Below are 25582 nucleotides of genomic sequence, written 5' to 3' on the forward strand. Positions count from 1 at the left end.
GCCCGGTTAGTTTTTTGGCGGTCTGCTAGAATGCGCGCCCAGTTTTCCGGAGGTAGTCATGACCCTGCTCAAGTTGACCGATGTGTCCCTCGCCTACGGCACTCATCCCCTGCTCGACGGGGTGTCCTGGCAGATTGCGCGAGGTGAGCGGGTTTGCATCATCGGCCGCAACGGCACGGGCAAGTCCAGCATGCTGAGTCTGGTAAAGGGCAGCCAGCTGCCGGATGACGGCGAAATCTGGCGGGCGCCTGGATTGAAAATCGGCGAGCTGCCCCAGGAGTTGCCGCAGGCCGACGAGCGTACCGTATTCGACGTTGTGGCCGAAGGTCTGTCCGGCGTCGGCCAGTTGCTTGCTGAGTACCACCACCTGAGCCAGAACATTCGCGATGATGCCGACCTGGAAAAGCTCATGCATGTTCAGCAGGAGCTGGAAGCAAAGGACGGCTGGCGCCTGCAACAGCTGGTCGACAGCACCCTTAGCCGCCTGCAGCTGCCGGCCGAGAAGACCCTGGCCGAGCTGTCCGGAGGTTGGCGTCGGCGTGTGCTGCTGGCTCAAGCGCTGGTTTCAGAGCCAGACCTCCTGCTGCTGGACGAGCCTACCAACCACTTGGATATCGGTGCTATCGCCTGGCTGGAAGAGGCGCTGCTGGGTTTCAACGGCGCCGTGCTGTTCATTACCCACGACCGTGCCTTTCTGCAGAGCCTGGCCACGCGCATCCTGGAGCTCGACCGCGGGCACATGATCGACTGGAACGGCGATTACGCAAGCTTCCTGGTGCACAAGGAGCAGCAGATGGCGGCTGAAGAAACCGCCAACGCGCTGTTCGACAAGAAGCTGGCCCAGGAGGAGGTCTGGATTCGTCAGGGTATCAAGGCCCGCCGTACCCGCAACGAGGGGCGGGTACGGGCGCTCAAGGCACTGCGAGCTGAACGCAGCGAGCGTCGCGAGCGCCAGGGCAAGGCCAATATCCAGATCGAGGCGGCGGAGAAGTCCGGCAAGCAGGTGATCGTCGTTGAGCATGTGAGCTTCGCTCACCCGGGTGGCGAACCGCTGATACGGGACTTTTCCATGGTCCTGCAGCGCAGCGACCGCATCGGCCTGCTGGGCGCCAATGGCACCGGCAAGACTACTCTGCTCAAGCTGCTGCTGGGCGAACTGCAGCCAACCAGCGGCAAGGTGGAGGCTGGGACCAAACTGGAAGTGGCGTATTTCGACCAGTTACGTCACCAGCTGGACCTGGAAAAGACCGTTATCGACAACGTCGCCGAGGGCCGCGACTTCATTACCATCGATGGTCAGAACCGCCATGTGCTGAGCTATCTGGGCGACTTCCTCTTCAGCCCACAGCGTGCGCGTACACCGGTAAAAGCCTTGTCCGGTGGGGAGCGGGCACGACTCTTGCTCGCAAGACTGTTCAGTAAGCCGGCGAACCTGCTGGTGCTCGACGAACCGACCAACGACCTCGACGTAGAAACCCTGGAGTTGCTTGAAGAAGTCCTGGCGAGCTTCCAGGGCACCGTACTGATTGTCAGCCACGACCGTGCGTTTCTCGATAACGTGGTGACCAGCACTCTGGTATTCGAAGGCAAGGGTGTGGTACGTGAATATGTCGGTGGTTACGAGGACTGGCTGCGCCAGGGTGGTTCGCCACGTTTGCTTGGGGTTGCCGAGACTCAGGCTGAAGCGAAGGAAGCCAAGGCTGAAACTGTTGCAGTACCTGTTACAGAAGCACCGCCGGTTAAAGAAGCCGCGCCGGTAAAGAAGAAACTCAGCTACAAGCTGCAGCGTGAGCTGGAGGCGCTACCCGAGCAGATCGATGAGCTGGAACAGGCCATCGAAGCGCTGCAGGTGGAAATCTCGGATGCGAGTTTCTATCAGCAGCCTGCTGAAACCACGGCTGCGGTTCTGGCCCGGTTGGAAAGCTTGCAGCAGGAACTGGATGGCTTGCTGGAGCGCTGGGCCGAACTGGAAGGCTGATCGACCAGCGATACCGCATGGCGTTTGAGTTGGATCAATGCGACCCATGACAGGTCGTATTTAATGGATGATGTAGGTTCGCCATCATTGCGGAGCGTAAATGGCCATCGAATATCGCATCACTCTGGATGATGAGCACAGTTTCAGTTACCGCATCGAAATGGATCGCGGGTATGACAGGGAAGTAGCTGTCCAGGCGCCAAAATGGACGCGTCTCGAGCATCAGCGTTGCGTTAACTGCCCGCTGAGCCGGGACGAGTTCAGCCACTGCCCGGCGGCGGTGGATTTGCATCGCGTGATCGAAGACTTTCAGGGTCTGCCAGCCGTGCAGAAGGCGCGAGTCTGGGTGCGCACGCCGGAGCGTGAGTACAACAAGATGGTCGGGCTGGACGAGGGCTTACGTGCGTTGCTGGGCGTGATCATGGCGACCAGCGCCTGCCCGGTTCTGCGAACACTCCGGCCGATGGCACAGCAGCACCTGCCTTTTGCCAGCAATCACGAGTTTGTACTGCGAGCCGTTTCCCTTTATCTGGCCAGGCAGTATTTCAACCTGCGCGAAGGGCGGCATGCCGACTGGGAGTTGCGTGGGTTGGTGCGCTCGTTCCAACAGCTACAATTGGTCAATCAGGCTTTCTGGCAGCGTATTCATGACACCTGTCACGGCGACTCCAACCTGAAAGCCTTTCTTACCTTCTTTTCCATGGCATCGAGCCTGACCTACTCCCTGGAAACCCAGTTGCAGAAGATCAGGCCTTTGGTCATGTCTGCCGGAGAGGGTGTCGAAGTCGCCTGATCACTCGGCCTTTTTCAGGCGCACGGCGAGCACATCGCATGGGGCGCCGTGAAGGACGTCATTGGCGGTTGAACCCAGCAGCAGTGCCAGACCATGACGGCCATGGCTGCCTACCACGATCAGGTCACAGTCATTTTCCTTGGCCAGGCGGTGGATCTCCTGTCGAGGCTGCCCGTAAGCCAGGTGCTGCTGCTCCGGAGTCAGGCCAGGGTAGCGGTCGGCAAAGCTTGCGATACGCTCGCGAGCCTGGTCGAACTGCTGTTGCTGGAGCATGGACAAATCCATCGGAACATCGCCACCGAACGCCATGGCCATCGGTTCGATGACATGCACCAGCGCCAGCTTGGCGTTGCTCGCGGTCGCCAGAGCCTGGGCCCGCGCGACGAGCGGATGGCACTCGTCGTTAAGGTCGGTAGCGACCAGAATATGATGGTAGTTCATGATTATTCTCCTGGCTGTGCCTGTTAAGGACAGTATGGCCCTTGCGATGCCATTTTTGTTTTCGCGTTTATACGGCGTTGGTAGCAGGGTGGCCAGTGCTATCGCATCGCCGAAGTGACGGATGAGGGGCTTCTGGCTGTTATCATGCGCGGCGTCAATGCCGGTGCACTTTCCCAAAAGAGACTTTCATGTTCCTGATCGCCAATGAATATCTGCTTGCCTGGACGGTTTATGGGATAGCCGCGCTGGGCTGCCTGCTGGTGTGGTTCCGTATGACTCGTCCCTTGTGGCGCTGGTTGCGTGAGCCTTTGCGACTGATTGTTACCGTTTTGCTGCTGACACCGACCATCGTTGATGCCGAGAAGGAACTGTTCGCTCCTGCCGTGGCCATTACTGCCCTAGACCTACTATTCGAGGTCGGTACCAACGCCTGGCGTGCGGTTGCCGATCTGGCGCTCTACGGATTGATTGCCTTCGCTCTGTACGCCGTGGTGGTGGCGCTGCGCTGGCCAATCGAGCGCAAGCTGCGTCGTCGGCGCGAAGCCGCCGCAGCCGAAGAAGATCCGCGGACCCTGCGTGAACGGCTCGAAGAAGCCGAGGAAGACGACGCGGGTTACCGTCCGACAGGCCGCTACCAGACCAGAACCGAACCCCGCCTGTGATCTGAAACCGGAGCTCGCGATGTGTGAATTGCTCGGCATGAGTGCCAATGTCCCTACGGATATCCACTTCAGCTTTACCGGGTTGATGCAGCGAGGTGGGCGCACCGGGCCGCACCGCGATGGCTGGGGCATCGCCTTTTACGAAGGGCGTGGCCTGCGTCTGTTTCAGGATCCTGTGGCCAGTTGCGAGTCGGAGGTGGCGAAGATGGTTCAGCGCTATCCGATCAAGAGTGAAGTGGTGATCGGCCATATTCGTCAGGCCAACGTTGGCAAGGTGGCGCTGGTCAATACCCATCCTTTCGTGCGTGAACTCTGGGGTCAGCACTGGTGTTTCGCTCACAACGGCCAACTCGCCGACTTCAATCCGCCGCAAGGTTTCTACCGGCCGGTGGGCGATACCGATAGCGAAGCAGCCTTCTGCGACCTGCTCAACCGAATCCGCACCGACTTTCCTGACCGGGTCGAGGCCCGGGACCTGCTGCCACACTTGCTTGAAGCCTGTGCGGGCTACCGTGCCCGGGGCGTATTCAACTGCCTGTTGAGTAACGGGGAATGGCTGTTCAGTTTCTGCACCACCAAGCTGGCGCACATCACCCGGCGGGCGCCCTTCGGTCCGGCGCAGCTTAAGGATGCCGAGCTGACCGTGGACTTCACTGCCGAAACCACACCTGACGACGTGGTGACGGTGCTGGCCACCGAGGCTTTGACCGATAACGAACAGTGGGACATCCACCAGCCCGGCGAATGGACGCTCTGGCGTCTGGGCGAATGCATCGCACGCGGGCAGATAGAACCATGCTGAGAAGCTACCTGCGCTTGACTCTGTTCGCCTTGGGACTGCTGGTAGGCGTGCAGGTGCCGGGCTTCATCGAGGCTTATGCCCAGCATATCGAGGCCCGTCGAGCAGAAGCGCAAGAGGGTTTGCAAGGGTTCCAGGAGACGGCGCGCCGTTTCTTTCACGGCGACATGGATGTGCTGGTGGAGCATTACCGCAGCAGCGAGGACCCGGTTTTTCAGAGCGATGCCCAGAGTGTGAGTGTCTTGCTCCAACGCGCCCGTCTGCTTGAGCGCGAATGGCAGGCCATGCAGCAACCCTGGTATGCGCAGGCGTGGCATGTGGCGATCGCGGGCGAAGCCCGCCTACGCAGTGAAGTGTGGCAGGGCTATCGATTCCAGGTGCTGCTGGCGCCACGAGCCATTGCCTGGGGCATCGCCTGCGCGCTGGTCCTGGCCTGGGTAGTAGAGGCGCTGGGTATGCTGCTGGCCAGCTTGCTATGGCCTAGGCGCAACGATCGGTTGCGCCGCTACTAATCTGTGCGTCTGTCGGAGCTGCCTCGCGACGACTCAGATGAATTATGAAAGGAGGCTGGTGCGGGTGGGGAACGCGAACTCCAGCTCGTCACGCAGGTTGCTTCTCGCTACGCCGCTGACCACGTAGCCGACTATCAGTTTTCCGTGCGGTGTGCTGCGCAAGCGTCGCTCGTCAAAGGCTTGCAGCCTTATCTCCAGCAATCGCGCAACTCTTGGCGCAAGGAACAGGCGGTCGCTTAATAGAGTGGTGTCGGAGTCTGCAGACATCTTGAAGCCGACCTCGGCGTCGCGGCCGGTAACGTCGCGGACTTCCAGAATCCCGGTCTTGAGTGTCTCCTCGGTTGCCAGAGACTGTACATGGACGCCGTGTTCGCCGCTGTTACGAATCTGGACCCGAATCAGGATATGGCCGTCGCGCAGCTCGCAGGTTTGCACGGCGTAGCGCAGCGGTTTGGCAGGGTCGATGCGGCTGCCGAGGCTGTCCAGCAGTTCTTTTCCGTCCTTTGCGCCGCCGAGTACCGTTGCGGCCAGGGTCAGGGCTTCGACAAAGAAGGCAGTGGGCAGCTGGCGCGGTTCTTCGTCATTCATGGTTTATCTCCCGAAAACGCTGATTGCGTTTTAAGGAGTAGCCGACTTCCAGCGCGATGGCGAGCCTGGCGGCGGTGCTTCATCCGATTGATAGCAACGGGATAAGCCGCTTATTTCGCCAGAAAGCTCATGCCTTCTTCCAAGCCGCTCAGGGTCAGGGGATACATATGGTCCTGCACCAGCTCGCGAACGATGCTCGTGGATGCGGTGTAGCCCCAGGTGTCCTTGGGGTAGGGATTGATCCAGATAAGTTTCTTGTACTGCTCCGTAAAACGCTGCATCCAGACATAGCCGGCTTCTTCGTTCCAGTGCTCGACGCTGCCGCCCGGCTGGGTGATCTCATAGGGCGCCATGGCTGCGTCGCCGACGAAAACTATCTTCCAGTCCGGGCCGTACTTATGCAGCAGATCCATGGTTGGAGTGCGCTCGGCGGTGCGGCGGAAGTTGTTCTTCCAGACGGATTCATAAATGAAATTGTGGAAGTAGAAGTACTCAAGATGCTTGAACTCGGTCTTGCAGGCTGAAAACAGCTCCTCGCAAACCTTCACATGGGCGTCCATCGAGCCGCCGATATCGAACAGGATCAGCAGCTTCACCGCGTTGCGTCGTTCGGGGCGCATCTGGATGTTCAGTAACCCTGCATCGCGTGCGGTGTGGTCGATGGTGCCGTCGATATCCAGTTCTTCCGCGGCGCCCTGACGCGCGAACTTGCGCAGTCGGCGCAGGGCGACCTTGATGTTGCGCGTGCCCAGTTCAACCTGATCGTCGAGGTTCTTGTATTCGCGCTGGTCCCACACCTTCACGGCGCGGCCCTGACGCTTGCCGGCATCGCCAACGCGGATACCCTCCGGGTTGTAGCCGCCCGAGCCGAAGGGGCTGGTACCGCCAGTGCCGATCCACTTGTTGCCACCGGCATGGCGCTCCTTCTGCTCTTCCAGGCGCTTCTTGAATTCTTCGATCAGCTTGTCCAGACCGCCCAGGGACTGGATCTGTGCACGCTCTTCGTCGCTGAGGCTGCGCTCGAACTCCTTGCGCAGCCACTCTTCGGGAATCAGCGCCTCCAGATGCTGGTCGAGGCTCTGCAGACCATTGAAGTAGGCGCCGAAGGCCCGGTCGAACTTGTCGAAATGGCGCTCGTCCTTGACCATCACCGTGCGTGCCAGATAGTAGAACTCGTCCATATCGGCAAAGACGACGCGGTGCTCCAGCGCATCGATCAGATCCAGTAGCTCGCGCACCGATACGGGTACTTTGGCGGCACGCATTTCATTGAACAGGCCAAGCAGCATTACAGAACCTCTGGGCGATCAGCGGGGGCTGTCGCCGTTGTATTGGGGCAGTTCGTCGCGGATTTCGTACCAGTCGGCCTTGGAGTCGACGAATATGTGCGTCTGCGGTGGGGCGGGCAGTGGCGAGTCGAGCGTGCCTACTGCAACACCCAGTTCATGCTCGCGGTTATCGACGAACTGCAGATTGGAGCCGCAGCGGATGCAAAAGGTACGCGTGACATGTGCGGATGAGTGGTAGACGCCCAACTGATCCTTGCCGGACATGAAGTGGAAGGCCTCCAGCGGCACGCTCGCATAACTGGCGAAGGCGGCGCCGTGGGCCTTGCGGCACATGCTGCAGTGGCAATGGGTCAGTTGGTCGATGGGTGCGTCGATACGATAGCGCACGACACCGCACAGGCATTTTCCGGTATAGCTTTGCATGGCTCATTCCTCCAAGCGACGGGCGCAACGGCTCCAAGGGCGGAGCCGGCTGCAGTCAGCGGCTTTGGCGGCGAGTCATGAAGGCCAGGCGTTCGAGCAGCATCACGTCCTGCTCGTTCTTCACCAGGGCGCCGGCCAGCGGCGGAATTGCCTTGGTTGGATCGCGCTCGCGCAGCACCGCCTCGCCGATGTTGTCCGCCATCAGCAGCTTCAACCAGTCGACCAGCTCTGAGGTGGAGGGTTTCTTCTTCAGCCCCGGAACCTTGCGTACGTCGAAGAAGACGTCCAGCGCCTCGCTGACCAGCGATTGCTTGATATCAGGGAAATGCACGTCGACGATGCGCTGCAGCGTGGCCCGGTCAGGGAAGGCGATGTAGTGGAAGAAACAGCGGCGCAGGAAGGCGTCCGGCAGTTCTTTTTCGTTGTTGGAGGTAATGATGATGATCGGTCGCTGTTTCGCCTTGATGGTTTCGTTGGTCTCGTAGACGTAGAACTCCATCTTGTCGAGTTCCTGCAACAGGTCGTTGGGGAACTCGATGTCGGCCTTGTCGATTTCGTCGATCAGCAGAATGACCCGCTCATCCGCCTCGAAGGCCTCCCAGAGCTTGCCCTTCTTGATGTAGTTCTTGACGTCATGAACCCTGTCCACGCCCAGCTGCGAATCACGCAGGCGGCTCACGGCATCGTATTCATACAGCCCCTGATGCGCCTTGGTGGTGGATTTGATGTGCCAGGTGATCAGCTTGGCGCCAAAGGATTCGGCCAGCTGCTCGGCGAGCATGGTCTTGCCGGTACCTGGCTCGCCCTTGACCAGCAGAGGGCGTTCAAGAGTGATGGCGGCGTTGACCGCAAGCTTCAAATCGTCGGTCGCGACATAGGACTGAGTGCCTTCGAACTTCATCGAGAATTCCTTGGATGGCCTGCAGGCAGGCGGTGCATGTATGAATTTTGCGCCTGACTATAAGTGAAGGGCGCGCTGCTGTGAACGTGAGCGGCGCATTCAGTCACTGAATGATCGAGCGGCACTCAGGTGTTCGTGGTCACTCGTCGTCTTCGCTCAGCGAGCGTTCGAAACGGGCCGAGAAGGCCTCGACGAAAGCATTGCGCAGAACCTCGATAAAAGCCTGGAAGGGGCTGATATCGGTACTGCGCGTGCTGCCGGACAATTCGATGCGAGTGGCGAACTGGTCCTTGCGCTGATTCTGCAGCACCTGCTGGCCGCCGCCGACCACGGCTTCCCAGATGCCTCTGAAGAACCCCTTGTCCTCTGCCTCTATGTCCTGACGGAAGTTGAAGACCTCGACGTTGCGCAGCAGCGGCTTGATGTAACCGTTGAGCTGGCTGTCGTTGGCCTCGATTTCCATGACCAGGTCGCCGGTGCCTTTGGCAAAGTCGAAACTGCCGTAGGCGCTGCTGAAGTCGTTCAGCTGGGTCAGGTCGACTCCGGTAACGCGCAGGCTCACCTCGAAGTCCTCCCAGTCGGTAAAGGGGTCGAAGCTGGCCCGCGCCTCCATGGGCGCCTGGTTGAACAGCTTGGCCGTGCCTTCGAAGGTGGCGACTCGCTCGCCCTGGGCATCGGCACTGTTGGTCAGGTTGTACAGGGTCGCTTCGATGGCGCTGGCGTAGACATTTACCGGTGGCTCGGCGCTGAAATTGCGAAACGACACCTGGCCATCCAGTACGCGGATTTCATTGAGGGTTATAGGTAGCAGGGCGTCGAGTTGATCACGCCAGTCAACGCCGTCACCGGTTTGCGATTCACCTTCAGCACCACCGTCAACGAAGTTGAGTTCGGGCTGCAGGAACAGCACCTCGGCGACGATCGCACGGTGCTGCCACAATTCGCTCCAGCTGATGGCGATGTCGATCAGCGGCGCGTTGAATAGAGGCGCCTGAACCTGCGAATCCTTCTTTTCGATGAGCAGCCCTTCGAGCCGATAGCCGCCGCGCCACCAGGCCAGATCGACATCTTCTATATGCCCCTGGTAGTCGCCCATATCGGCCATCTGCCGGTTCAAGTAGTCGCGCACCAGGCCGGGCAGCGCCAGATGCAGCACGATGAGCGCGACGGCGAGCGCAAGCAGAATCCACAGGGAAAGTCGGCGGCTTTTCATCTTGGTGCGGTCCAGACATGGCGTATTGGATGGACCCAAACCCCCGGGCAGGAGTTCGGCTGGACTACGCTCCCATCAGCGCATAGGCTCAGACTCTGTTTTTTCTCATTGCAAGGACACATCATGAGCCGCATCTATGCAGACAACGCACGCGCCATCGGCAATACGCCGCTGGTGATGATCAACCGCCAGGGACCCAAGGGCGTGACCATCCTGGCCAAGATCGAGGGCCGCAATCCAGCGCATTCGGTGAAATGCCGGATCGGTGCCGGAATGATCTGGGACGCCGAGGAAAACGGCTCCCTCAAACCGGGCATGACCCTGGTCGAGCCTACCTCTGGCAATACCGGGATTGGCCTGGCCTTCGTCGCAGCGGCCAGGGGTTACAAGCTGATCCTGACCATGCCGTCGTCCATGAGTCTGGAGCGGCGCAAGGTGTTGAAGGCTCTGGGTGCCGAACTGGTGCTGACCGATCCGGCCAAGGGGATGAAGGGCGCCATCGAGAAGGCCAGTGAAATCGCGGCCTCGAACCCCGAGCTGTATTACATGCCGCAGCAGTTCGAGAACCCATCCAACCCGGCTATTCACGAGAAGACTACCGGTCCGGAAATCTGGAACGACACGGATGGCGGCATCGATGTGCTGGTTTCGGGCGTGGGAACCGGCGGCACCCTGACCGGTGTCTCGCGCTACATCAAACAGACCAAGGGCAAGCAGATCATCAGTGTGGCGGTCGAGCCGGCCGGTTCGCCGGTCATCACTCAGACGCTGGCCAAGGAAGAGGTCAAACCCAGCCCACACAAGATCCAGGGTATCGGCGCCGGTTTCGTGCCAAAGAACCTGGACCTGTCGCTGGTGGACCGGGTCGAGCTGGTGGATGACGAAGAGGCCAAGAACATGGCCCTGCGCCTCATGCGCGAAGAGGGCATCCTCTGCGGAATTTCTGGTGGTGCCGCCATGGCTGCAGCGGTGCGCCTGGCCGAACGTCCTGAAATGAACGGGCGCACCATCGTCGTGATCCTGCCGGACTCGGGTGAGCGCTATCTGTCGACGATGCTTTTCGCTGATATCTTCGGTGAACAAGAGCTCCAGCAGTAAGAGCGGCTCACCGGCGGGGAAGGAATCGGCATGACGCAGGTTTCGCTGGATACCGAGATAGCCCGGCAGATATTGCTGGGCTTTGACGACTACCGAGAGCACTTTCAGCGAATCACCGAAGGCGCGCGGTCGCGTTTCGAGCAGGCACAGTGGCAGGAGGCGCAACGCGCCTCTGCGGCACGTATCGTTCTGTACGTGGAGAAGGTCGCGGAGACGGCAACGCACTTGCAGTCCCTTTTCGAACGTGAGGTGCTGCTGGACGTGCGCCGCTGGCCGGTCATCAAGCATGCCTATATCGAACTGATCGATCTGCGCCTGGACGATGAGCTGGCGGAGACCTGGTACAACTCGATCTTCTGTGCGCTGCTCAGTCATGACTGTATCAGCGATGAAACCATGTTTATTCACAGCACCCGTCCAACGGGCCGCTTTGATTCGAGCATGGCTCAGACCCGCTGCTACCGGCCTGAGGGCAACTTGCGCAAGGCGTTGGCGCAGATCCTCGATGATTTCGCCTTCGATGTCCCCTATGCCGACCTGAGCGGCGACCTGCGGCGGCTCGAGACTCAGTTGCATGCCTCGTTACCGGACTGGGTGCGCAAGGACCGTGAGCTGACCATCGAGCTGTTTGCCTCGGTGCTTTATCGAAACAAGGGCGCTTATCTGGTCGGGCGCGTGTTTACCCGCGATGAGCACTGGCCGCTGGTGATTCCGCTGTTGCATCGTGAGGGCGTGGGCATCGTCGCCGATGTGTTGATTACCGACGAGGCACAGGTTTCGATCATCTTCTCCTTCACGCGCTCGTACTTCATGGTCGAGGTGCCGATTCCGGCCGAATTCATCGAGCTGCTCAAGCGCATTCTGCCTGGCAAGCATGTTGCCGAGCTGTACACCTCCATCGGCTTTTACAAACACGGCAAATCGGAGTTCTATCGCGCCCTTATTGGCCACCTGGCGACCAGCGATGATCGCTTCATCATGGCGCCGGGCGTCCGCGGCATGGTGATGAGCGTATTTACGCTGCCGGGCTTCAATACGGTGTTCAAGATCATCAAGGACCGCTTTTCCCATACCAAGAGCGTCAACCGTGCCACGGTGATCGAGAAATACCGGCTGGTGAAGAACGTCGACCGCGTCGGACGCATGGCTGATACCCAGGAATTCGCCGACTTCCGTTTCCCCGTCTCCCGTTTCGAGCCCGAATGCCTCGCAGAGCTGTTGGAGGTCGCCCCTTCAACGGTGGAGGTGCAGGGCGATACGGTGCTGGTGCGTCACTGCTGGACAGAGCGGCGTATGACGCCGCTGAATCTGTATATCGAGAAAGCCAGCGAGCAGCAGGTCGAGGAGGCGCTGGACGACTACGGTCTGGCCATCAAGCAGCTGGCCGCCGCCAATATTTTTCCCGGCGACATGCTGCTGAAGAATTTTGGTGTAACCCGTCACGGGCGAGTGGTGTTCTACGACTATGACGAGATCTGCTTTCTTACCGAGATAAACTTTCGCGTCATCCCCGAGGCGCGTTATCCAGAAGATGAGATGGCCTCCGAGCCTTGGTATTCGGTAGGCCCCAACGATGTATTTCCTGAGGAGTTCCCGCGCTTCCTGTTTGCCGATATCAAATTGCGCAAGCTGTTTTCCAGGCTGCACGGCGATCTGTACGACGCCAACTACTGGAAAGGGCTGCAAGAGGCCATACGAGCGGGAAAGGTGATCGATGTGTTCCCTTATCGGAGGACACTGGACGGCGCGTAACCGTCGCTTGCTTCTCTTTGCCCTCAGCGCAGCGCCTGAACCTGCTGTTGTGTCTTCAGTCCACTATTTAGAGCCTGCCGGAAGCGTGCGGCGAATAATCAGCAACACCTGCCAGCGGCAATAAAGGGCTTCCTGGGTTATGCTGTGTAACAAGGCCCCATGGCTCCATCAGTACCCGTCACAAGCAGGAGGGTTAGACCATGAAAGCGTGGCTCGAAAATGTAATCTGGAACCTCGGCGTGGCGCTTGGCTTTATCGAACCGCCCCGTCTGCAGCCGATCCCGGTGCGCGCTCAGCGTGATAAGGATGCGTCCTCGCGACGCTGACACGGCCGCGGTTTATCTCCTTCATCAGCCGGTCTGGCTACAGCGGCCCGGCCGATGAAGGCTGTATGAGCGAGTTCGCCCTGAACGCTCGCGACGAACACGCCCTTCAATTGCTCGCAGGCAGCATCTTCAGCAGGTGAGGTCTCGAAGAGTTGCCATGTCCCGTCCGCAATGCCCCATATGCCAGCGCCCGCTGAGCCATTGTCTGTGTTCCCTGATTCCCGATCTTGCCAGTCGAACGCAGGTATTGCTGTTGCAGCATCCCAGCGAAGCAGGGCATGCGTTGAATACCGCGCGGCTGGTTGCGCTTGGTTTGAAAACAGCCGAGTTGCGTGTGGGCGAGTTGTTCGATGATCTGCCCGAAGACGGCCTGGAGAATTACCTGCTGTTTCCTGGTGAAGGAGCAGTACCGCTGTCGACTCTGGCTTCCGGCATCGCACCGATACGCCTGATCGTGCCTGATGGCACCTGGCGCAAGGCACGTAAGCTGTTGCACCTCAATCCTGTCATTGCCGATCTGCCGCGAGTGGCGCTGCCCGAGGGGCTGACCTCTCGTTACCGAGTTCGCAAGGCAGCGCAGCCAGGCGCACTGTCGACACTCGAAGCGGTGGTGGCGGCGCTCAATACACTGGAGGGCGCGGGGAAGTTCGACCCGTTGCTGCGTCCCTTCGAGGCCATGATCGACGCACAGATCGAGGCCATGGGCGCTGATGTCTATCAGCGCAATCATGCGGAGCGGGCAGGCAACTAGCTGTCGGCTGGCGTCGAGCAGCTAACGACTCGGGCGGGTCTTCAGATGCAGGATGTAGAGCGTCACCAGCGTTGCGCTGGTCAGCATGCCGATACGTGCCCAGAGCAGTGGTACCAGCCAACAGGAGATACCGATGCTCAGCCACATGGTCCCGATGGCGTAGACCTTGCCCTTGAGCGGAATGCCGTTGCCCTCCAGATAGTCCCGAAACCAGGGACCCAGGCGGGGGTGCATCACCAGCCAGTCGTAGAAACGCCGTGAGCTGCGGACAAAGCAGGCGGCGGCGAGCAGCAGAAAAGGTGTGGTCGGCAGTACCGGCACGAAGATGCCGATGAAGCCCAGCGCGACACTGAGCCATCCCACCGCCAGCAGCAGATAACGTACAAGCGGGTTGCGATAGGCCGGTATGTCGCGGTGGGCCAAGAGGCTACCTGATCAGTGGCGACGAGGCTTGAGCAGGGCCGGCTTTTCCTCCGGAGCGTGGCAGAGCAGATACAGCGCCGTCAGGATTTCCGGAATCTGCGACACCATCTCGTCGGCCAGCGCCGGGTCGGCGGCGATATCGCTGAACTCGGGCTGCTCGTCGAAGAGTCCCGAGCCGACCATGATGGGCAGCAGCAGCTCGCTGACTTCCTCTTCGGAGTCTTCGAACCAGACCGCTTCACGCATGAATACGCCTTCCATGAAGCCGATGCACCAGCCGCGCAGGTCGGAGTCGTCCGGCTCATCGCCCAGGTCCAGCTCGCAGGGCAGCTCCATGTCTTCGTCGCTGGCCAGCTGACGGGCGATATGCGCCTTGAGCTGAATCAGCGTCGCTTCAATGGCTTCGCGCTCGGTGTCGTCCGCGTAATGCGGCGGCTCGGCGAATAGTGCGTCGATCCACTCACGATCAGGCACCTGCTCGGAACAGATGCTCAGGGCGGTCATGTAACCGTGAGCGGCGATGTAATCCAGTGCCTCATCGTGCAGATCGTCTGCATCCAGAAACACTTGCAGGCGGGCGAGTTGCTCGGCGAAGGACATGGGCTGCTACCTTGAGTGAAGAGTAGCGGTGATTCTAGACGAGCCGTGGGTTGCAAGCTACCGCAGGGGATAACTGCACACCGCATGCTGCCGCGACCGAACGGCCGGGTTGCGCCTGAACTTGCCGGTTGCCTCGCGTATACTGCGCGCCTTGTTTCGGAGACCGGCATGCTCGACCAGGCACAGCGCATACTCAAAGACGTTTTCGGTTATGACGCCTTTCGCGGCAACCAGAGCGCGATCATCGAGCAGGTGGCCAGTGGCGGTGACGCCCTGGTGCTGATGCCCACAGGCGGTGGCAAATCGCTTTGCTTCCAAGTTCCGGGCCTGCTGCGTGAAGGCCTGACGGTGGTTGTTTCGCCATTGATCGCGCTGATGGATGATCAGGTCGCGACCCTTGACGAGCTGGGCATTGCCGCGGTGGCGTTGAACTCGACGCTGAGCCCCGAAGAGCAGCGCGATATTGCCGACCGCCTGCGCCGTAATGAAATCAAGATGCTCTACCTGGCGCCTGAGCGCCTGGTCCAGCCGCGTATGCTGGCTTTCTTGCAGCGCCTGGAGATCGGCCTTTTCGCCATTGATGAAGCGCATTGCGTATCGCAGTGGGGGCATGATTTCCGCCCCGAATACCTGCAGTTGGGGCAGTTGGCGGAATTCTTCCCGACCGTACCGCGCATCGCTCTGACCGCCACAGCAGACAAGCGCACCCGTGAGGAAATCGTCCAGCGGCTCAAGCTGGAAAATGCCGAGCGCTTCCTCTCAAGCTTCGACCGGCCAAATATTTTCTACCGCATCGTGCCGAAAGATCAGCCGCGCAAGCAGTTGTTGGGCTTTCTAGCCGAACGCCGCGGCGATGCCGGGATCGTCTATTGCCTGTCGCGCAAGAAAGTCGAGGAGATGGCGGCCTTTCTCAGCGAGCAGGGCTTTCCGGCATTGCCGTACCACGCCGGCCTACCCAATGACCTGCGTGCCTTCAACCAGAAGCGCTTCCTCAATGAGGAAGGCCTGATCATGGTGGCTACCATCGCCTTTGGCATGGGTATCGACAAACCCAACGTGCGCTTCGTGGCACACCTGGATCTGCCCAAATCCCTGGAAGCCTATTACCAGGAAACCGGGCGTGCCGGGCGCGACGGCCTGCCAGCAGATGCCTGGATGGCCTACGGCCTGCAGGACGTGATCTTCCTCAAGCAGATGCTCAACAACTCCGAAGGTGACGAACGCCACAAGCGCGTCGAACAGCACAAACTCGACGCCATGCTGGCGCTGTGCGAGGAAACTCGCTGTCGGCGCCAGGCGCTGCTGGCTTATTTCGACGAGGTGCTGGCCGAGCCGTGCGGGCACTGCGACAACTGCGTCGATGAAGTGCAAACCTGGGACGCTACCGAACCGGCACGCCAGGCCCTGTCGGCGATTTACCGCAGCGGCCAGCGTTATGGCGTCGGTCATCTGGTGGATGTGCTGTTGGGACGCGACAACGAGAAGGTGCGCAGCCTTGGCCACCAGCATCTTTCGGTGTTCGGCGTTGGCAAGGGGCTCGCGGAAGGAGAGTGGCGCTCGCTGTTTCGCCAACTGGTGGCGCGTGGTTTGGCCGATGTCGACCTGGACGGCTTCGGTGGGCTGCGCCTAAGCGACAGCTGCCGGCCCTTGCTGCGCGGCGAGGTGACACTGGAGCTGCGGCGTGAAATAGCCAGCAAGACGGCAAAGCCGGCAGGCAGCGCTGCCAGCCAGCTGGTGCGCAGCGAGGAACGCGAAACCTGGGAAGCGCTGCGCACTTTGCGCCGCAAGCTGGCCGAAGAGCACGGTGTGCCACCGTACGTGATCTTTCCCGACGCGACCCTGTTGGAAATGCTCCGCAGCCAGCCGGCCACGCTCGGCGACATGGCGCGAATCAGCGGTGTCGGTGCGCGCAAGCTGGAGCGCTACGGGCAGGCCTTCCTCGATGTGCTGCAGGGCAGCGCCGCGGCCGCCAGGTCGCCAGCCGATCTGCGCCATGAGCTGATTACCCTGGCGCGGGCCGGCATGACCCCCTCTCAGATTGCCCGTCAACTCGATTGCAGCGAGAAGAACGTCTACACCATGCTTGCCGAAGCCATCGGCCAACAGCTACTGAGCCTGGAGCAGGCCCTGGACCTGCCTGAGGATCTGCTAGGCGAAATTCAGGACGCCTTTCTCGACGCCGAAGGAGAACTCCCCAGCGTCGCCTCGGTGGCGCAGTTGTTTGCCGGTCGCGTGCCTGAAGCGGTGCTGTTCTGCGTCAGGGCCTCGCTTGAGGCAGAGTTCGATCTCTGACCAAAGCGCCAGGCTGACAGTCTGCAAAGCGTGGGTCCGTCCTACCTTAGGGCTATTGCCAGCATTTGGCCCTTCGTGGTTAGCTAACTAATAATTAGTTTTGCAGGGCAGTTCGCGGCATGTACCTCGATCAACATCGATTCGCCATGCAGTTGGCGCAACTTTCGCGCGGCTGGCGTGCCGAGCTGGACCGCCGCTTGGCCGACCTTGGTCTTTCCCAGGCGCGCTGGCTGGTGCTTCTGCATCTGGCCCGTTTCGACCATGAGCCCACTCAGCGCGAGTTGGCGCAAAGCGTGGCAGTGGAAGGCCCGACGCTGGCGCGGCTGCTGGACAGCCTCGAAGCCCAGGGGTTGGTGCAACGCAAGGCGGCGCCCGAAGACCGCCGGGCCAAGCTGATCACGCTGCAACCCTCGGCGCGGCCGATGATCGAAAAGATCGAGGCGATTTCCACCCAGGTGCGGCAGGAGCTGTTCAACGGTATCCCCGAAGAAGACCTGCGCAAGTGCCAGCAGGTGCATGCCCGTATCCTCTCCAATCTGGTCAAGCGCTAGCAGGCCGTTGAAAGACGCCTGCTAGCGCGGCGTCAAAAGCTGCGCCCCAGATTCATGTACAGCGCACGTTCGGCTTCGTCGTTCAGCCCGTAGCTGAAGTTCAGCGGGCCGAGCGGCGTTTCGTAGCCGATGAATACGCTGCCGGCGTTGATATAGCCACTGTCGAATTCGTTGTCGTTGTTCCAGGCGCGCCCTCGCTCCAGGGAGGCGCCCAGATACAGCGGGAAATCCAGTGGCAGGAAGGAGCGCGGGGTCATTCGCCGGAAGTAGATCAGTCGCGCCAGGCTGATGTTCTGCCCCGGTAGGGCGTTTTGACGAAAGCCGGACAGCTGCCGTGCACCGCCGAGCATAAAGCTGGAGGTGACGACTTCCGCATCATCCAGCGTACGTCCATAGCGTCCGCCGAAGACCAGGGTATTGGGGCCGTGGCTCAGGGCCTTGTCCAGCTTGAATTCCCACTGCCGGTAGCGCTCGTCGGAGCCCAGGCCTTCGTCGTACTGGCGCAGCGTCAGACCGATGTCCTCGCCTTCGCGGGGGAAGTCGACGTTGTCCACCGTGTCGAACGAGTACTTCAACTGGTAATAACCTTCTTCGAAGTTGAAGTCGGGCAACTCCGGATCACCGATGCGCACATCCGCTTCGCCCCAGGCCTGGCCAATACCGAAGCGGATTTCGCCATTGTTGGCAATCTGCCGGCCTACATGCAGGCCATAGCCATAGCGTTGCAGGCGGTATTCGGCGATGGGGTCGTTATCCATTACCGATTCGATATTCTGGTTTTCGGCGTGCAGGTTTGGCGCCACGAACCAGCGCGAGCCGGCATCCAGCGGCTGATAGAATTCGGTAAACAGCTCCTGATGAGCGCCCAGCTGTATGCGGGTCAACCATTCGGCGCCCAGTTCATTGATACCGTTTTTGCGATAGCTGGCGCCGATATTGAAGGCACTGTCACCGCGGAAGTCGTCCGAGAGGTTGATACCCAGGCGCAGATAGTCGGTGCCAGTGCGCTTCTCGCGGGCGGTAACCACCAGTGTGTTGCCGGCCTCGCCATGGACCACGCGGTATTCGACCTGTTCGAAGTAATCCAGCCCGTAGAGCGTGCCCATGTCCTTCTGCAGGTCCTGCAGATCCAGTGGCTCGCCGACCTGCTGGCGAATATGCCGGCGAATGACTGCGTCGCCGACTTTCGAATCGTTCTCGATTTCTACCGCACTGATTAGCGGCGTGCGTGGTTCGGCAGAGCGAGCCAGGCTCAGCGCCGGATTGCCCCCGCTTTCGCTGCGCATTGCCAGCAGGCGGGAATCGAGGGCGTTGGCCGCACGGTAGCCGGCATCGATCAGCTGTTCGGCGCGGCCAAAATCGGTCGAGCCGAAGCCTGCCAGCGCCGGCTGGACCAGCACATCTTCCGGACGCAGCGTTGCCAGCTGCGCTTCGGAATTGCGCCGGGTCATCATGGTGATGGATTGGTTGAGTACATCAACAACGGTCAGCAGCTGGTCACGTTTCAGCAGTGGCGAACCGATGTCCACCACGATCAGGCGCTCGACGCCCATGCTGCGGGCGACATCCATGGGAATGTTGTCGACCATGCCTCCGTCCACCAGCAGTCGGCCGTCGATTTCGACCGGTGCGAACACGGCGGGAATCGACATGCTGGCGCGAATCGCCTGGGGCAGGTGGCCGCGGCTGAAAATCACTTTCTTGTCGTTGGCGATGTCCGTGGCTACGGCGCGAAAGGGAATGGGCAGGCGGTCGAAGTCGCGGGTATCGCTGGTATGCACCAGTAGCCGTTCGAGTAGTAGCGCGAGGTTCTGTCCCTGAATTACCCCGAGCGGCAGGCCTAGACTGCCGTCGTCGCGAAAGCTGAGCTTGCGCTTGACCAGGAAATCGCGGTCGTCCTGCTTGCGGCGAAAGGGGACATCCTGGCGCGGAGGGTCGTCGGAGAGCACCTGCTGCCAGTCAAGTTCAAGGGCCAGCTTTTCCAGCTCTTCGGTACTGTAGCCCGAGGCGTAAAGCCCGCCGATCACCGCACCCATGCTGGTGCCGGCGATGGCATCGATACGAACGCCGCGTTCCTCCAGGGCTTTCAGCACACCGATATGTGCCAGTCCGCGTGCCGCGCCGCCAGACAGAACCAGGCCGGTTTTTGGCTGGGAGTCGGCAAATCCTGCTGTAGGCAGCAGCAACATCAGCAAAAAAAACACTAAACGGAACATGACCACACCGGGCTAAGGGCTGGAAAAAGGGCGGCTATTATAGGCGCTCTATCAGTTACGGAACGCACGCCATGTCCGCCAGCAAACCGGAAGTAGTCATTACATATTGCACCCAGTGTCAGTGGCTGCTGCGGGCCGCCTGGCTTGCCCAGGAGCTGTTATCCACGTTTGCCGAGGACCTGGGCAAAGTCTCGCTGGTGCCGGCTACCGGAGGCGCCTTCCAGATCACCTGCGATGGTGTACAGGTCTGGGAGCGCAAGCACGACGGCGGCTTTCCCGAAGCCAAGGTACTGAAGCAGCGCGTGCGCGACCTGATCGACCCACAGCGGGACCTGGGGCACAACGACCGCTGAGTCAGCCGGCACTGGCCGGCGTGGGTGCTGCGGTCTTCAGGCGGCTGGTGATCACCGTGGCGAGGATAATCAGGACGCCGCCTGCCGCCATGCCCGGGGTCGGCTGCTCGTTGAACAACCACCAGGCGAAGAGGATGCCGTACACCGGCTCCAGCGCGAAGATCACCGAGGTGGTTCGTGCCTTCAGTACCTTCAGGCTGGCGACGAACAGGCTGTGCGCAAGGCCGGTGCAGAAGACCCCAAGCAGTGCCAGCCAGAGCCAGTCCGCGGTGGGCAGGGCGGGCAGCGCCGACCAGGCAAAGGGCAACAGGCCAAGCATGATCGCCGCGTTCTGCCAGAGCGCCGCCTGCACCGGGTCGATGCCGCGGGTTACGGCGCGGTTGAGCAGTGACAACAGCGCGAACAGCAGGCCCGACAGCACCCCATAGAGCAGGCCGAGGGTGTTGTCACTGGCCAGGCTGAAATCCGGTGTGACCAGCAGCAGTCCCGCGCAGACCAGGCCCACCATGGCGAACTCGATCGGGCGTGTGCGTTCGCGAAACAGCAGCCCTTCCAGCAGCAGGGTAAAGGCCGGAAAGCTGGCGAAGCCCAGGGTAGCGATGCCGACCCCGGCGACTTTCACCGCGATAAAGAAGGTGAACCAGTGTCCCCCCAGCAGCAAGCCGCCAAGCAGCAGACCGCCTCGCTGGCGCCAATTGGGTCGTGCGCCGCTGCTGCGCAGAAAGTGAGCGGCCAGCAGCAGTGCGAGTACGGCGAACAGGGCCCGACCGAAGGTGATGGTAAGCGGAGCGCTCTCGGCCAGTTTGCCGAATACACCGGAGAGGCCGAACATCAGCGCGCCGAAGTGGATCGCCAGCAAGGCGTTGCGGTGTGTCATGGCAGCGTGGTCTTGGGCTGGAGGAGGGCAGCACGATAGCGCTACATGATGACCTTGTCGCGCAGCTTGTCGGCGGCCTGGTTGAGCGCCTGGATCACGCGCTCCTTGTCGAAGTTCTGCACACCATTGGTGTCCAGGTACATGGAAAACCCAGGCATTTCGTGTTCGACGAAGCTGCAGGTTGCGCCCAGATCGCGGCGGAAGTCCACCACCTGATAAATCTGCACCGGGCGGGAAAAGCCCTTGACGGTGATCTGGCCCTTGTCGCGGCACATGATCACATCCTTGATCAGAGAATAGGTCTCGTGGGAAATCAGAATTTCACTGGCATCGGCATTGCTTTCCAATCGACTGGCCAGGTTCACCTCGCGACCGATGATGGTGTAATCCATGCGCGTATCGGCGCCGAAGTTGCCCACGGTGCAGTAGCCGGTGTTGATGCCCATGCGGATTTCCATGGGTTTTGTGATGCCTTGGGCGCGCCACTGCTGGCGCAGCACCTTCATGTGCTTGCGCATGGCGATTGCCATGGACACCGCCGCCACGGCGTCTCTTTTCGCGCCCTGGCTGTTGGGGTCGCCGAAGAAGACCATCACGCAGTCACCAACGAACTTGTCGATGGTGCCGCCGTACTTGAGGACGATCTTCGACATCTCGTTGAGGTAGTTGTTAAGCAGGTCGGTAAGCGCTTCGGCTTCGAGCTCTTCGGCCAGCTCGGTAAAACCCTTGATATCCGAGAAGAACACCGTGAGTTTCTTGCGCTGGGTTTCCAGGCGCACGCTGCGCTTGCCGGAGAAGATTGATTCCCACACCTGCGGTGACAGGTACTTGGCCAGGTTGCGTGCCAGCCGCGCGGCTTTGGCCTGTTCCGCTTCCACTTCACGGCGCGTCTGCGCCAGGCGTTCGCCTTGCTGGTGCACGTAATAGGCCGTGATGCAGACATAGAGCGTGGTGAACAGGATGCTTACCGCCGAAACCAGTACCGGCGTGGTGGTGCTGAACTGCAGCGGAACCAGCAGGCTGGTCATGCCGATACCGGCGAGAACCAGCACCAGGGTTATCAGCAGGTGGCCGAGGCTGCCAATCACCAGGGCGCTGAAGCTCAAGGTCAACAGGAACATCAGGCTGGGAACCAGCGATGCATCAAGGAGAACGATGCCCGCACCTGCGTTTAGCGCGTCGAGACCGAGCAGCACCTGTGCTGTCCGTTCGGGGTACTTGCGCTTGAAGCGATAGCTCAGGTGGTAGGCGAAATGTGGATAGAGCAGGGCATAGGGCACCATCCACAGGAGGTCGACGGCAAAGTACTGGGTATGAACCCCCGCGGCCAACGTGGCTGCGCAGGTCAGATAGGCGAGTACCCTGGCGTAATATTCACGCAGCGGGCGGGTCGCAAGGCCGTTACGACGTTCTCCGGTCACGGTTGACATCTATGAAGACTATCCCTGGAAAGGCCTGCGCTCTGGCATGCACCCCTGTCAGTTGCTGCGCGTCGCCAGCGTAAGTCGAGCGATCATAACAAGTCGCCGAGGTTGCGCCAAACCGGGTGATTCAAGCGCGATAACAGGCTGGCCGAGCACTGGTCGGCCATATGAGGTGTCGGTCCAACCGCCACTGGCTCCAGGAACTTGTGCGAGGCCCAGGCAGCCTTAGCTTTACAGGTAACAGCATTTTGCAGCTGCCCGGACACAGGATGCTCGCATTGGCCAGTAGCCTTCTTGCGCTGATCGACGATATCGCGTCGGTTCTAGACGATGTTTCCGTGATGACCAAGGTTGCCGCCAAGAAAACCGCGGGGGTTTTGGGCGACGATCTTGCGCTCAATGCCCAGCAGGTCACTGGCGTCAATGCCGACCGGGAGTTGCCGGTGGTCTGGGCCGTCGCCAAGGGCTCGATGCGCAACAAGCTGATTCTGGTTCCAGCGGCGCTGCTGATCAGTTCGTTCATCCCGTGGGCGGTAACGCCGCTACTGATGCTCGGTGGTGCGTTCCTGTGCTATGAGGGTTTCGAGAAGCTTGCACATCGCTTCCTGCACAAGGACGAAGATGGGCATGCTCGACACGCCGCCGCAGCTCTGGACCCGAAGGTCGATATGGTGGCCTTCGAGCGGGACAAGATCAGCGGCGCCGTGCGCACCGACTTCATTCTTTCAGCGGAAATCATCGCCATCACACTCGGCACGGTGGCGGCGGCCTCGTTCATCGAGCAGGTCGCGGTCCTTGCCGGCATCGCGATCATCATGACCATCGGCGTGTATGGCTTGGTTGCGGGCATCGTCAAGCTGGACGATGCCGGTCTGGCACTAAGCAAAAGCAGTGGCAATGTTGCGCAGGCGCTTGGGCGAGGCATCCTGCGTGCGGCTCCGTGGATGATGAAGTCGCTCTCGGTGATCGGCACTGCCGCCATGTTCATGGTCGGCGGCGGCATCCTCAGCCACGGCATCAAGGCGGTCCATCATTTCATCGAAAACAGCGCCGAGCACACCATCGCGCTGCCTTATATCGGCTCGGTACTTGCCGGGCTGTTACCGACTCTGCTCGACGCGGTGTTTGGGATTTTTGTCGGTGCCGTGGTGTTTTTAGTGGTCAGCTGGGGTAGTCGGCTTTTCAAACGGGCCCCTCAACACTGAAGCTCGGCCGTTATGCGGATTGGCCGCGCGACGACCGGAAGGGTTCAGTGGCGCCAGAAGGCCGGAGTCAGCAGCACCAGTACGGTAATGATCTCCAGCCGTCCGAGCAGCATGCCGGCCGATAGTAGCCATTTCGCCGCATCCGGCAGGCTTTGGTAGGTCCCCGCCGGGCCGATGACCGGGCCAAGCCCGGGCCCTACGTTGCATACCGCCGAAGCCGCAGCGGTAAGGGCAGTCAGCGGGTCCAGCCCGAGCAGCGCCAGGCTTAGCGCCAGAACGCCGATGGTCATGGTGAAGAAAAAGGAAAAGGTCAGGATCGAGCGGACGATTTCCTCGTCCAGATTGTGCCGGTTGTACTGCTGCCGGATGACCGCGCGCGGGTGCACCAGCTGCTGCAGGTTGGCGCGCAAAAGGGCATAGGCCACCTGGAAGCGGAACATCTTCAGCCCGCCGGAGGTCGAGCCTGAGCAGCCGCCGATAAAGGTCAGATAGAAGAACACCATCACCGCGAAGCCGCCCCACTGGGTGTAGTCATCCACGGCGAAGCCCGTGGTCGTGACGACCGACACCACGCTGAAGGTCACGATACGCAGCGAGTCAAGCAGGCTGTCGTCATGCTTGAGCCAGTACCAGGCGCTGAACAACAGGCTGGTGGTGGTCAGCAGCAAAAGGAACCCACGTACCTGCTCGTCCCGCCATAGCGCGCCGCGGTTGCCGCGTGCGGTGGCGACGTACAGGGTGAACGGCAGACTGCCGATGATCATGAAAACGATGGCTACCCAGTGCGAGGCATTGCTGAACTGGCCGAGGGAGGCGTCCGAGGTGGAGTAGCCGCCGGTGGCCACGGTGGACATGGCGTGGTTGATGGCATCGAAGTTGTCCATGCCGGCGAGCCTGAAGGCAATGAAGGCGAGCAGGGTGATGGCCAGGTAGATCACGATCAGGTACTTGCCGGCCATATGCGAGCGCGGCATGACCTTCTCTGACCAGTCCGAGGACTCGGTCTTGAACAGCCGCATGCCCCCCACCCGCAGCAACGGCAGGATGGCTACCGCCATGCCGATGAAGCCTATGCCGCCGAGCCAGGTCAGCAGAGAGCGCCACATCAGGAACCCCGGAGAGGCTGCGTCCAGGCCGGAAATCACCGTGGCGCCTGTGGTGGTGATACCGGACATGGTTTCGAAGAAGGCGTCGGTGTAACTGATGTGGTGGATCAGCATCATCGGCAGGGCGGCGAAGCAGCACACCGTGAGCCAGCTCACCGTGGTCAGGAAGTACATGTCGCGTGGGCGCAAGTTGGTATTGCGTGGCCTGCCGGGCAGGACCAGTGCCAGGCCGCTACCGAAGGTGATCAGGCTGGCCCAGATGAATGCGGTGAGATCGTCGGTGCGCTCGAACGCCAGCAACGCCAGCATTGGAACCACCATGCTGACGGCCAGGGTGATGAGGAAGATGCCGAGAATGAAACCAATGATGCGCAGCGTCGGCAAGGCCATGATGGTACGAACTCGGCACTAAACGAAGGACGCCATTCTACCCTTGTGGCTACGCCAGTACACCGCTCGTCGAGTGCGCAAAAAAATCTTTTGTTTGACCTCTAGAGGGGCTTCTCCGGAATTTATCCAGGTGAATAAAATGTCCGCTTGGCGCCGGCCCTTTGCCGGCTTTCTGGTGCTCATCATTCATGTCGACCGACAATCCTTGCCTCACCTGCGGTGCCTGCTGCGCGTATTTTCGAGTGTCTTTCTTTTGGGGCGAATGTGTCTCGTCTGGTGGTACGGTTCCCGACGGGATAACCGTGCAGGTCAGCCCGTTCCACGTTGCGATGCAAGGCACTGAGAGCAAGCCGGCGCGCTGCGTCGGGCTGTTGGGCGATGTGGGCTGCGGGGTGCGCTGTACCCTTTATGAACAGCGCTCGAGTACTTGCCGTGAATTCGAAGCGTCCTGGGTCGACGGTCAGCACAATGCCCACTGTGACGCCGCTCGAGCCGCCCACGGTCTGCCACCGCTGACTCCACCGTTGTCACCGCAGGCATCGCCCGATCGGGTGGCGTGAGGGCCTGTCATTCCGCGTTCCATGCCGGCCGGGCTTCGGAGTTCGGGCCATCGCCGGTA

General features: G+C 60.7%; 26 protein-coding genes. 14 read left to right on the forward strand and 12 right to left on the reverse strand.

Going from position 1 to position 25582, the window contains the following annotated elements; genetic code table 11:
• The first annotated feature begins 58 nt into the window (after positions 1-58).
• The gene (locus tag BN1079_RS01770; protein ID WP_037021887.1) at positions 59-1978 is read left to right on the forward strand and encodes an ATP-binding cassette domain-containing protein; all 1920 of its coding nucleotides are present in this window, start codon (positions 59-61) and stop codon (positions 1976-1978) included.
• Positions 1979-2078: 100 nt separating this feature from the next.
• Positions 2079-2771 (forward strand): DUF6901 family protein, encoded by a 693-nt coding sequence (locus BN1079_RS01775; protein WP_037021889.1) that lies wholly within the window; start codon positions 2079-2081, stop codon positions 2769-2771.
• Here the strand turns inward: BN1079_RS01775 and BN1079_RS01780 are convergent, their stop codons facing one another.
• Positions 2772-3212, reverse strand: coding sequence for a universal stress protein (locus BN1079_RS01780; protein ID WP_037021890.1), 441 nt, complete (start codon positions 3210-3212; stop codon positions 2772-2774). It abuts the gene before it with no gap.
• 188 nt (positions 3213-3400) lie between these two features.
• Here BN1079_RS01780 and BN1079_RS01785 point away from each other — a divergent pair, with 188 nt between their 5' ends.
• The 3 genes from BN1079_RS01785 to BN1079_RS01795 are packed head-to-tail and all read left to right on the forward strand — an operon-like array spanning position 3401 to position 5185.
• On the forward strand, positions 3401-3874 hold the full coding sequence (locus tag BN1079_RS01785) for a hypothetical protein (protein WP_037021892.1): 474 nt from the start codon (positions 3401-3403) through the stop codon (positions 3872-3874).
• Between the two features lie 19 nt (positions 3875-3893).
• A complete protein-coding gene (locus tag BN1079_RS01790) occupies positions 3894-4676 on the forward strand; it encodes a class II glutamine amidotransferase (RefSeq protein WP_037021895.1) in 783 nt (260 codons plus the stop codon).
• Positions 4670-5185, forward strand: a complete 516-nt coding sequence (locus BN1079_RS01795; RefSeq protein WP_037021897.1) for a DUF2937 family protein — start codon at positions 4670-4672, stop codon at positions 5183-5185. The genes BN1079_RS01790 and BN1079_RS01795 overlap by 7 nt, the downstream gene beginning before the upstream one ends.
• A gap of 42 nt (positions 5186-5227) precedes the next feature.
• Here the strand turns inward: BN1079_RS01795 and BN1079_RS01800 are convergent, their stop codons facing one another.
• From BN1079_RS01800 to BN1079_RS01820, 5 genes are all read right to left on the reverse strand, one after another.
• Positions 5228-5773: a hypothetical protein gene (locus tag BN1079_RS01800; RefSeq protein WP_037021898.1), complete on the reverse strand. Its 546-nt coding sequence runs from the start codon at positions 5771-5773 to the stop codon at positions 5228-5230.
• A gap of 110 nt (positions 5774-5883) precedes the next feature.
• Positions 5884-7062, reverse strand: coding sequence for a vWA domain-containing protein (locus tag BN1079_RS01805; RefSeq protein ID WP_037021899.1), 1179 nt, complete (start codon positions 7060-7062; stop codon positions 5884-5886).
• Between the two features lie 18 nt (positions 7063-7080).
• Positions 7081-7485 carry a GFA family protein gene (locus BN1079_RS01810; protein WP_037021900.1) on the reverse strand — a complete coding sequence of 135 codons (405 nt, stop codon included), beginning with the start codon at positions 7483-7485 and terminating at the stop codon, positions 7081-7083.
• A gap of 55 nt (positions 7486-7540) precedes the next feature.
• Complete coding sequence (locus BN1079_RS01815) at positions 7541-8386, reverse strand: AAA family ATPase (RefSeq protein WP_037021901.1); 846 nt, start codon at positions 8384-8386, stop codon at positions 7541-7543.
• A gap of 139 nt (positions 8387-8525) precedes the next feature.
• Positions 8526-9599 carry a DUF748 domain-containing protein gene (locus BN1079_RS01820; RefSeq protein ID WP_037021902.1) on the reverse strand — a complete coding sequence of 358 codons (1074 nt, stop codon included), beginning with the start codon at positions 9597-9599 and terminating at the stop codon, positions 8526-8528.
• A gap of 123 nt (positions 9600-9722) precedes the next feature.
• Between BN1079_RS01820 and cysK the strand changes: the two genes are divergently transcribed.
• From cysK to BN1079_RS01835, 4 genes are all read left to right on the forward strand, one after another.
• Positions 9723-10697, forward strand: a complete 975-nt coding sequence (cysK, locus tag BN1079_RS01825; RefSeq protein ID WP_037021903.1) for a cysteine synthase A — start codon at positions 9723-9725, stop codon at positions 10695-10697.
• Between the two features lie 30 nt (positions 10698-10727).
• Complete coding sequence (aceK, locus tag BN1079_RS01830) at positions 10728-12449, forward strand: bifunctional isocitrate dehydrogenase kinase/phosphatase (RefSeq protein ID WP_037021905.1); 1722 nt, start codon at positions 10728-10730, stop codon at positions 12447-12449.
• Between the two features lie 200 nt (positions 12450-12649).
• A complete protein-coding gene (locus tag BN1079_RS17865; protein WP_265332984.1) occupies positions 12650-12775 on the forward strand; it encodes a PA1414 family protein in 126 nt (41 codons plus the stop codon).
• Between the two features lie 157 nt (positions 12776-12932).
• Complete coding sequence (locus tag BN1079_RS01835) at positions 12933-13526, forward strand: tRNA-uridine aminocarboxypropyltransferase (RefSeq protein ID WP_037021907.1); 594 nt, start codon at positions 12933-12935, stop codon at positions 13524-13526.
• Positions 13527-13547: 21 nt separating this feature from the next.
• Here BN1079_RS01835 and BN1079_RS01840 read toward each other — a convergent pair whose 3' ends face one another.
• Together BN1079_RS01840 and BN1079_RS01845 are read right to left on the reverse strand one after the other, a co-directional pair.
• Positions 13548-13949, reverse strand: coding sequence for a YbaN family protein (locus BN1079_RS01840; protein ID WP_037021910.1), 402 nt, complete (start codon positions 13947-13949; stop codon positions 13548-13550).
• A gap of 12 nt (positions 13950-13961) precedes the next feature.
• A complete protein-coding gene (locus BN1079_RS01845; RefSeq protein WP_037021911.1) occupies positions 13962-14549 on the reverse strand; it encodes a UPF0149 family protein in 588 nt (195 codons plus the stop codon).
• Positions 14550-14717: 168 nt separating this feature from the next.
• Between BN1079_RS01845 and recQ the strand changes: the two genes are divergently transcribed.
• Positions 14718-16841: a DNA helicase RecQ gene (gene recQ / locus BN1079_RS01850; RefSeq protein ID WP_037021913.1), complete on the forward strand. Its 2124-nt coding sequence runs from the start codon at positions 14718-14720 to the stop codon at positions 16839-16841.
• Positions 16842-16960: 119 nt separating this feature from the next.
• Positions 16961-17392, forward strand: a complete 432-nt coding sequence (locus BN1079_RS01855; protein WP_037021914.1) for a MarR family transcriptional regulator — start codon at positions 16961-16963, stop codon at positions 17390-17392.
• 32 nt (positions 17393-17424) lie between these two features.
• Here BN1079_RS01855 and BN1079_RS01860 read toward each other — a convergent pair whose 3' ends face one another.
• Positions 17425-19608: a patatin-like phospholipase family protein gene (locus BN1079_RS01860; RefSeq protein ID WP_037021915.1), complete on the reverse strand. Its 2184-nt coding sequence runs from the start codon at positions 19606-19608 to the stop codon at positions 17425-17427.
• 71 nt (positions 19609-19679) lie between these two features.
• Between BN1079_RS01860 and BN1079_RS01865 the strand changes: the two genes are divergently transcribed.
• Positions 19680-19961 (forward strand): Rdx family protein, encoded by a 282-nt coding sequence (locus tag BN1079_RS01865; protein WP_037021916.1) that lies wholly within the window; start codon positions 19680-19682, stop codon positions 19959-19961.
• Position 19962: 1 nt separating this feature from the next.
• Here the strand turns inward: BN1079_RS01865 and BN1079_RS01870 are convergent, their stop codons facing one another.
• Together BN1079_RS01870 and BN1079_RS01875 are read right to left on the reverse strand one after the other, a co-directional pair.
• Positions 19963-20838: a DMT family transporter gene (locus BN1079_RS01870; protein ID WP_037021917.1), complete on the reverse strand. Its 876-nt coding sequence runs from the start codon at positions 20836-20838 to the stop codon at positions 19963-19965.
• Positions 20839-20879: 41 nt separating this feature from the next.
• Positions 20880-22268 (reverse strand): adenylate/guanylate cyclase domain-containing protein, encoded by a 1389-nt coding sequence (locus BN1079_RS01875; protein ID WP_037021918.1) that lies wholly within the window; start codon positions 22266-22268, stop codon positions 20880-20882.
• A gap of 272 nt (positions 22269-22540) precedes the next feature.
• On the opposite strand from BN1079_RS01875, the gene BN1079_RS01880 reads away from it, so the two are divergent.
• The gene (locus BN1079_RS01880) at positions 22541-23467 is read left to right on the forward strand and encodes a DUF808 domain-containing protein (protein ID WP_037021919.1); all 927 of its coding nucleotides are present in this window, start codon (positions 22541-22543) and stop codon (positions 23465-23467) included.
• A 44-nt stretch (positions 23468-23511) separates the two neighbouring features.
• Here the strand turns inward: BN1079_RS01880 and BN1079_RS01885 are convergent, their stop codons facing one another.
• Entirely contained in the window at positions 23512-24963 is a 1452-nt protein-coding gene (locus BN1079_RS01885; RefSeq protein ID WP_037021921.1) for a TrkH family potassium uptake protein, read from the reverse strand.
• Between the two features lie 188 nt (positions 24964-25151).
• On the opposite strand from BN1079_RS01885, the gene BN1079_RS17210 reads away from it, so the two are divergent.
• Positions 25152-25523, forward strand: coding sequence for a YkgJ family cysteine cluster protein (locus tag BN1079_RS17210; RefSeq protein WP_074436815.1), 372 nt, complete (start codon positions 25152-25154; stop codon positions 25521-25523).
• Positions 25524-25582 lie beyond the last annotated feature (59 nt).

This window comes from Pseudomonas saudiphocaensis (assembly GCF_000756775.1).
Taxonomy (GTDB): domain Bacteria; phylum Pseudomonadota; class Gammaproteobacteria; order Pseudomonadales; family Pseudomonadaceae; genus Stutzerimonas; species Stutzerimonas saudiphocaensis.

Coding starts and splice junctions, on each gene's coding strand:
- BN1079_RS01770 (WP_037021887.1), top strand. CDS start 59: ATGACCCTGCTCAAGTTGACCGATGTGTCCCTCGCCTACGGCACTCAT.
- BN1079_RS01775 (WP_037021889.1), top strand. CDS start 2,079: ATGGCCATCGAATATCGCATCACTCTGGATGATGAGCACAGTTTCAGT.
- BN1079_RS01780 (WP_037021890.1), bottom strand. CDS start 3,212: ATGAACTACCATCATATTCTGGTCGCTACCGACCTTAACGACGAGTGC.
- BN1079_RS01785 (WP_037021892.1), top strand. CDS start 3,401: ATGTTCCTGATCGCCAATGAATATCTGCTTGCCTGGACGGTTTATGGG.
- BN1079_RS01790 (WP_037021895.1), top strand. CDS start 3,894: ATGTGTGAATTGCTCGGCATGAGTGCCAATGTCCCTACGGATATCCAC.
- BN1079_RS01795 (WP_037021897.1), top strand. CDS start 4,670: ATGCTGAGAAGCTACCTGCGCTTGACTCTGTTCGCCTTGGGACTGCTG.
- BN1079_RS01800 (WP_037021898.1), bottom strand. CDS start 5,773: ATGAATGACGAAGAACCGCGCCAGCTGCCCACTGCCTTCTTTGTCGAA.
- BN1079_RS01805 (WP_037021899.1), bottom strand. CDS start 7,062: ATGCTGCTTGGCCTGTTCAATGAAATGCGTGCCGCCAAAGTACCCGTA.
- BN1079_RS01810 (WP_037021900.1), bottom strand. CDS start 7,485: ATGCAAAGCTATACCGGAAAATGCCTGTGCGGTGTCGTGCGCTATCGT.
- BN1079_RS01815 (WP_037021901.1), bottom strand. CDS start 8,386: ATGAAGTTCGAAGGCACTCAGTCCTATGTCGCGACCGACGATTTGAAG.
- BN1079_RS01820 (WP_037021902.1), bottom strand. CDS start 9,599: ATGAAAAGCCGCCGACTTTCCCTGTGGATTCTGCTTGCGCTCGCCGTC.
- cysK (WP_037021903.1), top strand. CDS start 9,723: ATGAGCCGCATCTATGCAGACAACGCACGCGCCATCGGCAATACGCCG.
- aceK (WP_037021905.1), top strand. CDS start 10,728: ATGACGCAGGTTTCGCTGGATACCGAGATAGCCCGGCAGATATTGCTG.
- BN1079_RS17865 (WP_265332984.1), top strand. CDS start 12,650: ATGAAAGCGTGGCTCGAAAATGTAATCTGGAACCTCGGCGTGGCGCTT.
- BN1079_RS01835 (WP_037021907.1), top strand. CDS start 12,933: ATGTCCCGTCCGCAATGCCCCATATGCCAGCGCCCGCTGAGCCATTGT.
- BN1079_RS01845 (WP_037021911.1), bottom strand. CDS start 14,549: ATGTCCTTCGCCGAGCAACTCGCCCGCCTGCAAGTGTTTCTGGATGCA.
- recQ (WP_037021913.1), top strand. CDS start 14,718: ATGCTCGACCAGGCACAGCGCATACTCAAAGACGTTTTCGGTTATGAC.
- BN1079_RS01855 (WP_037021914.1), top strand. CDS start 16,961: ATGTACCTCGATCAACATCGATTCGCCATGCAGTTGGCGCAACTTTCG.
- BN1079_RS01860 (WP_037021915.1), bottom strand. CDS start 19,608: ATGTTCCGTTTAGTGTTTTTTTTGCTGATGTTGCTGCTGCCTACAGCA.
- BN1079_RS01865 (WP_037021916.1), top strand. CDS start 19,680: ATGTCCGCCAGCAAACCGGAAGTAGTCATTACATATTGCACCCAGTGT.
- BN1079_RS01870 (WP_037021917.1), bottom strand. CDS start 20,838: ATGACACACCGCAACGCCTTGCTGGCGATCCACTTCGGCGCGCTGATG.
- BN1079_RS01875 (WP_037021918.1), bottom strand. CDS start 22,268: ATGTCAACCGTGACCGGAGAACGTCGTAACGGCCTTGCGACCCGCCCG.
- BN1079_RS01885 (WP_037021921.1), bottom strand. CDS start 24,963: ATGGCCTTGCCGACGCTGCGCATCATTGGTTTCATTCTCGGCATCTTC.
- BN1079_RS17210 (WP_074436815.1), top strand. CDS start 25,152: ATGTCGACCGACAATCCTTGCCTCACCTGCGGTGCCTGCTGCGCGTAT.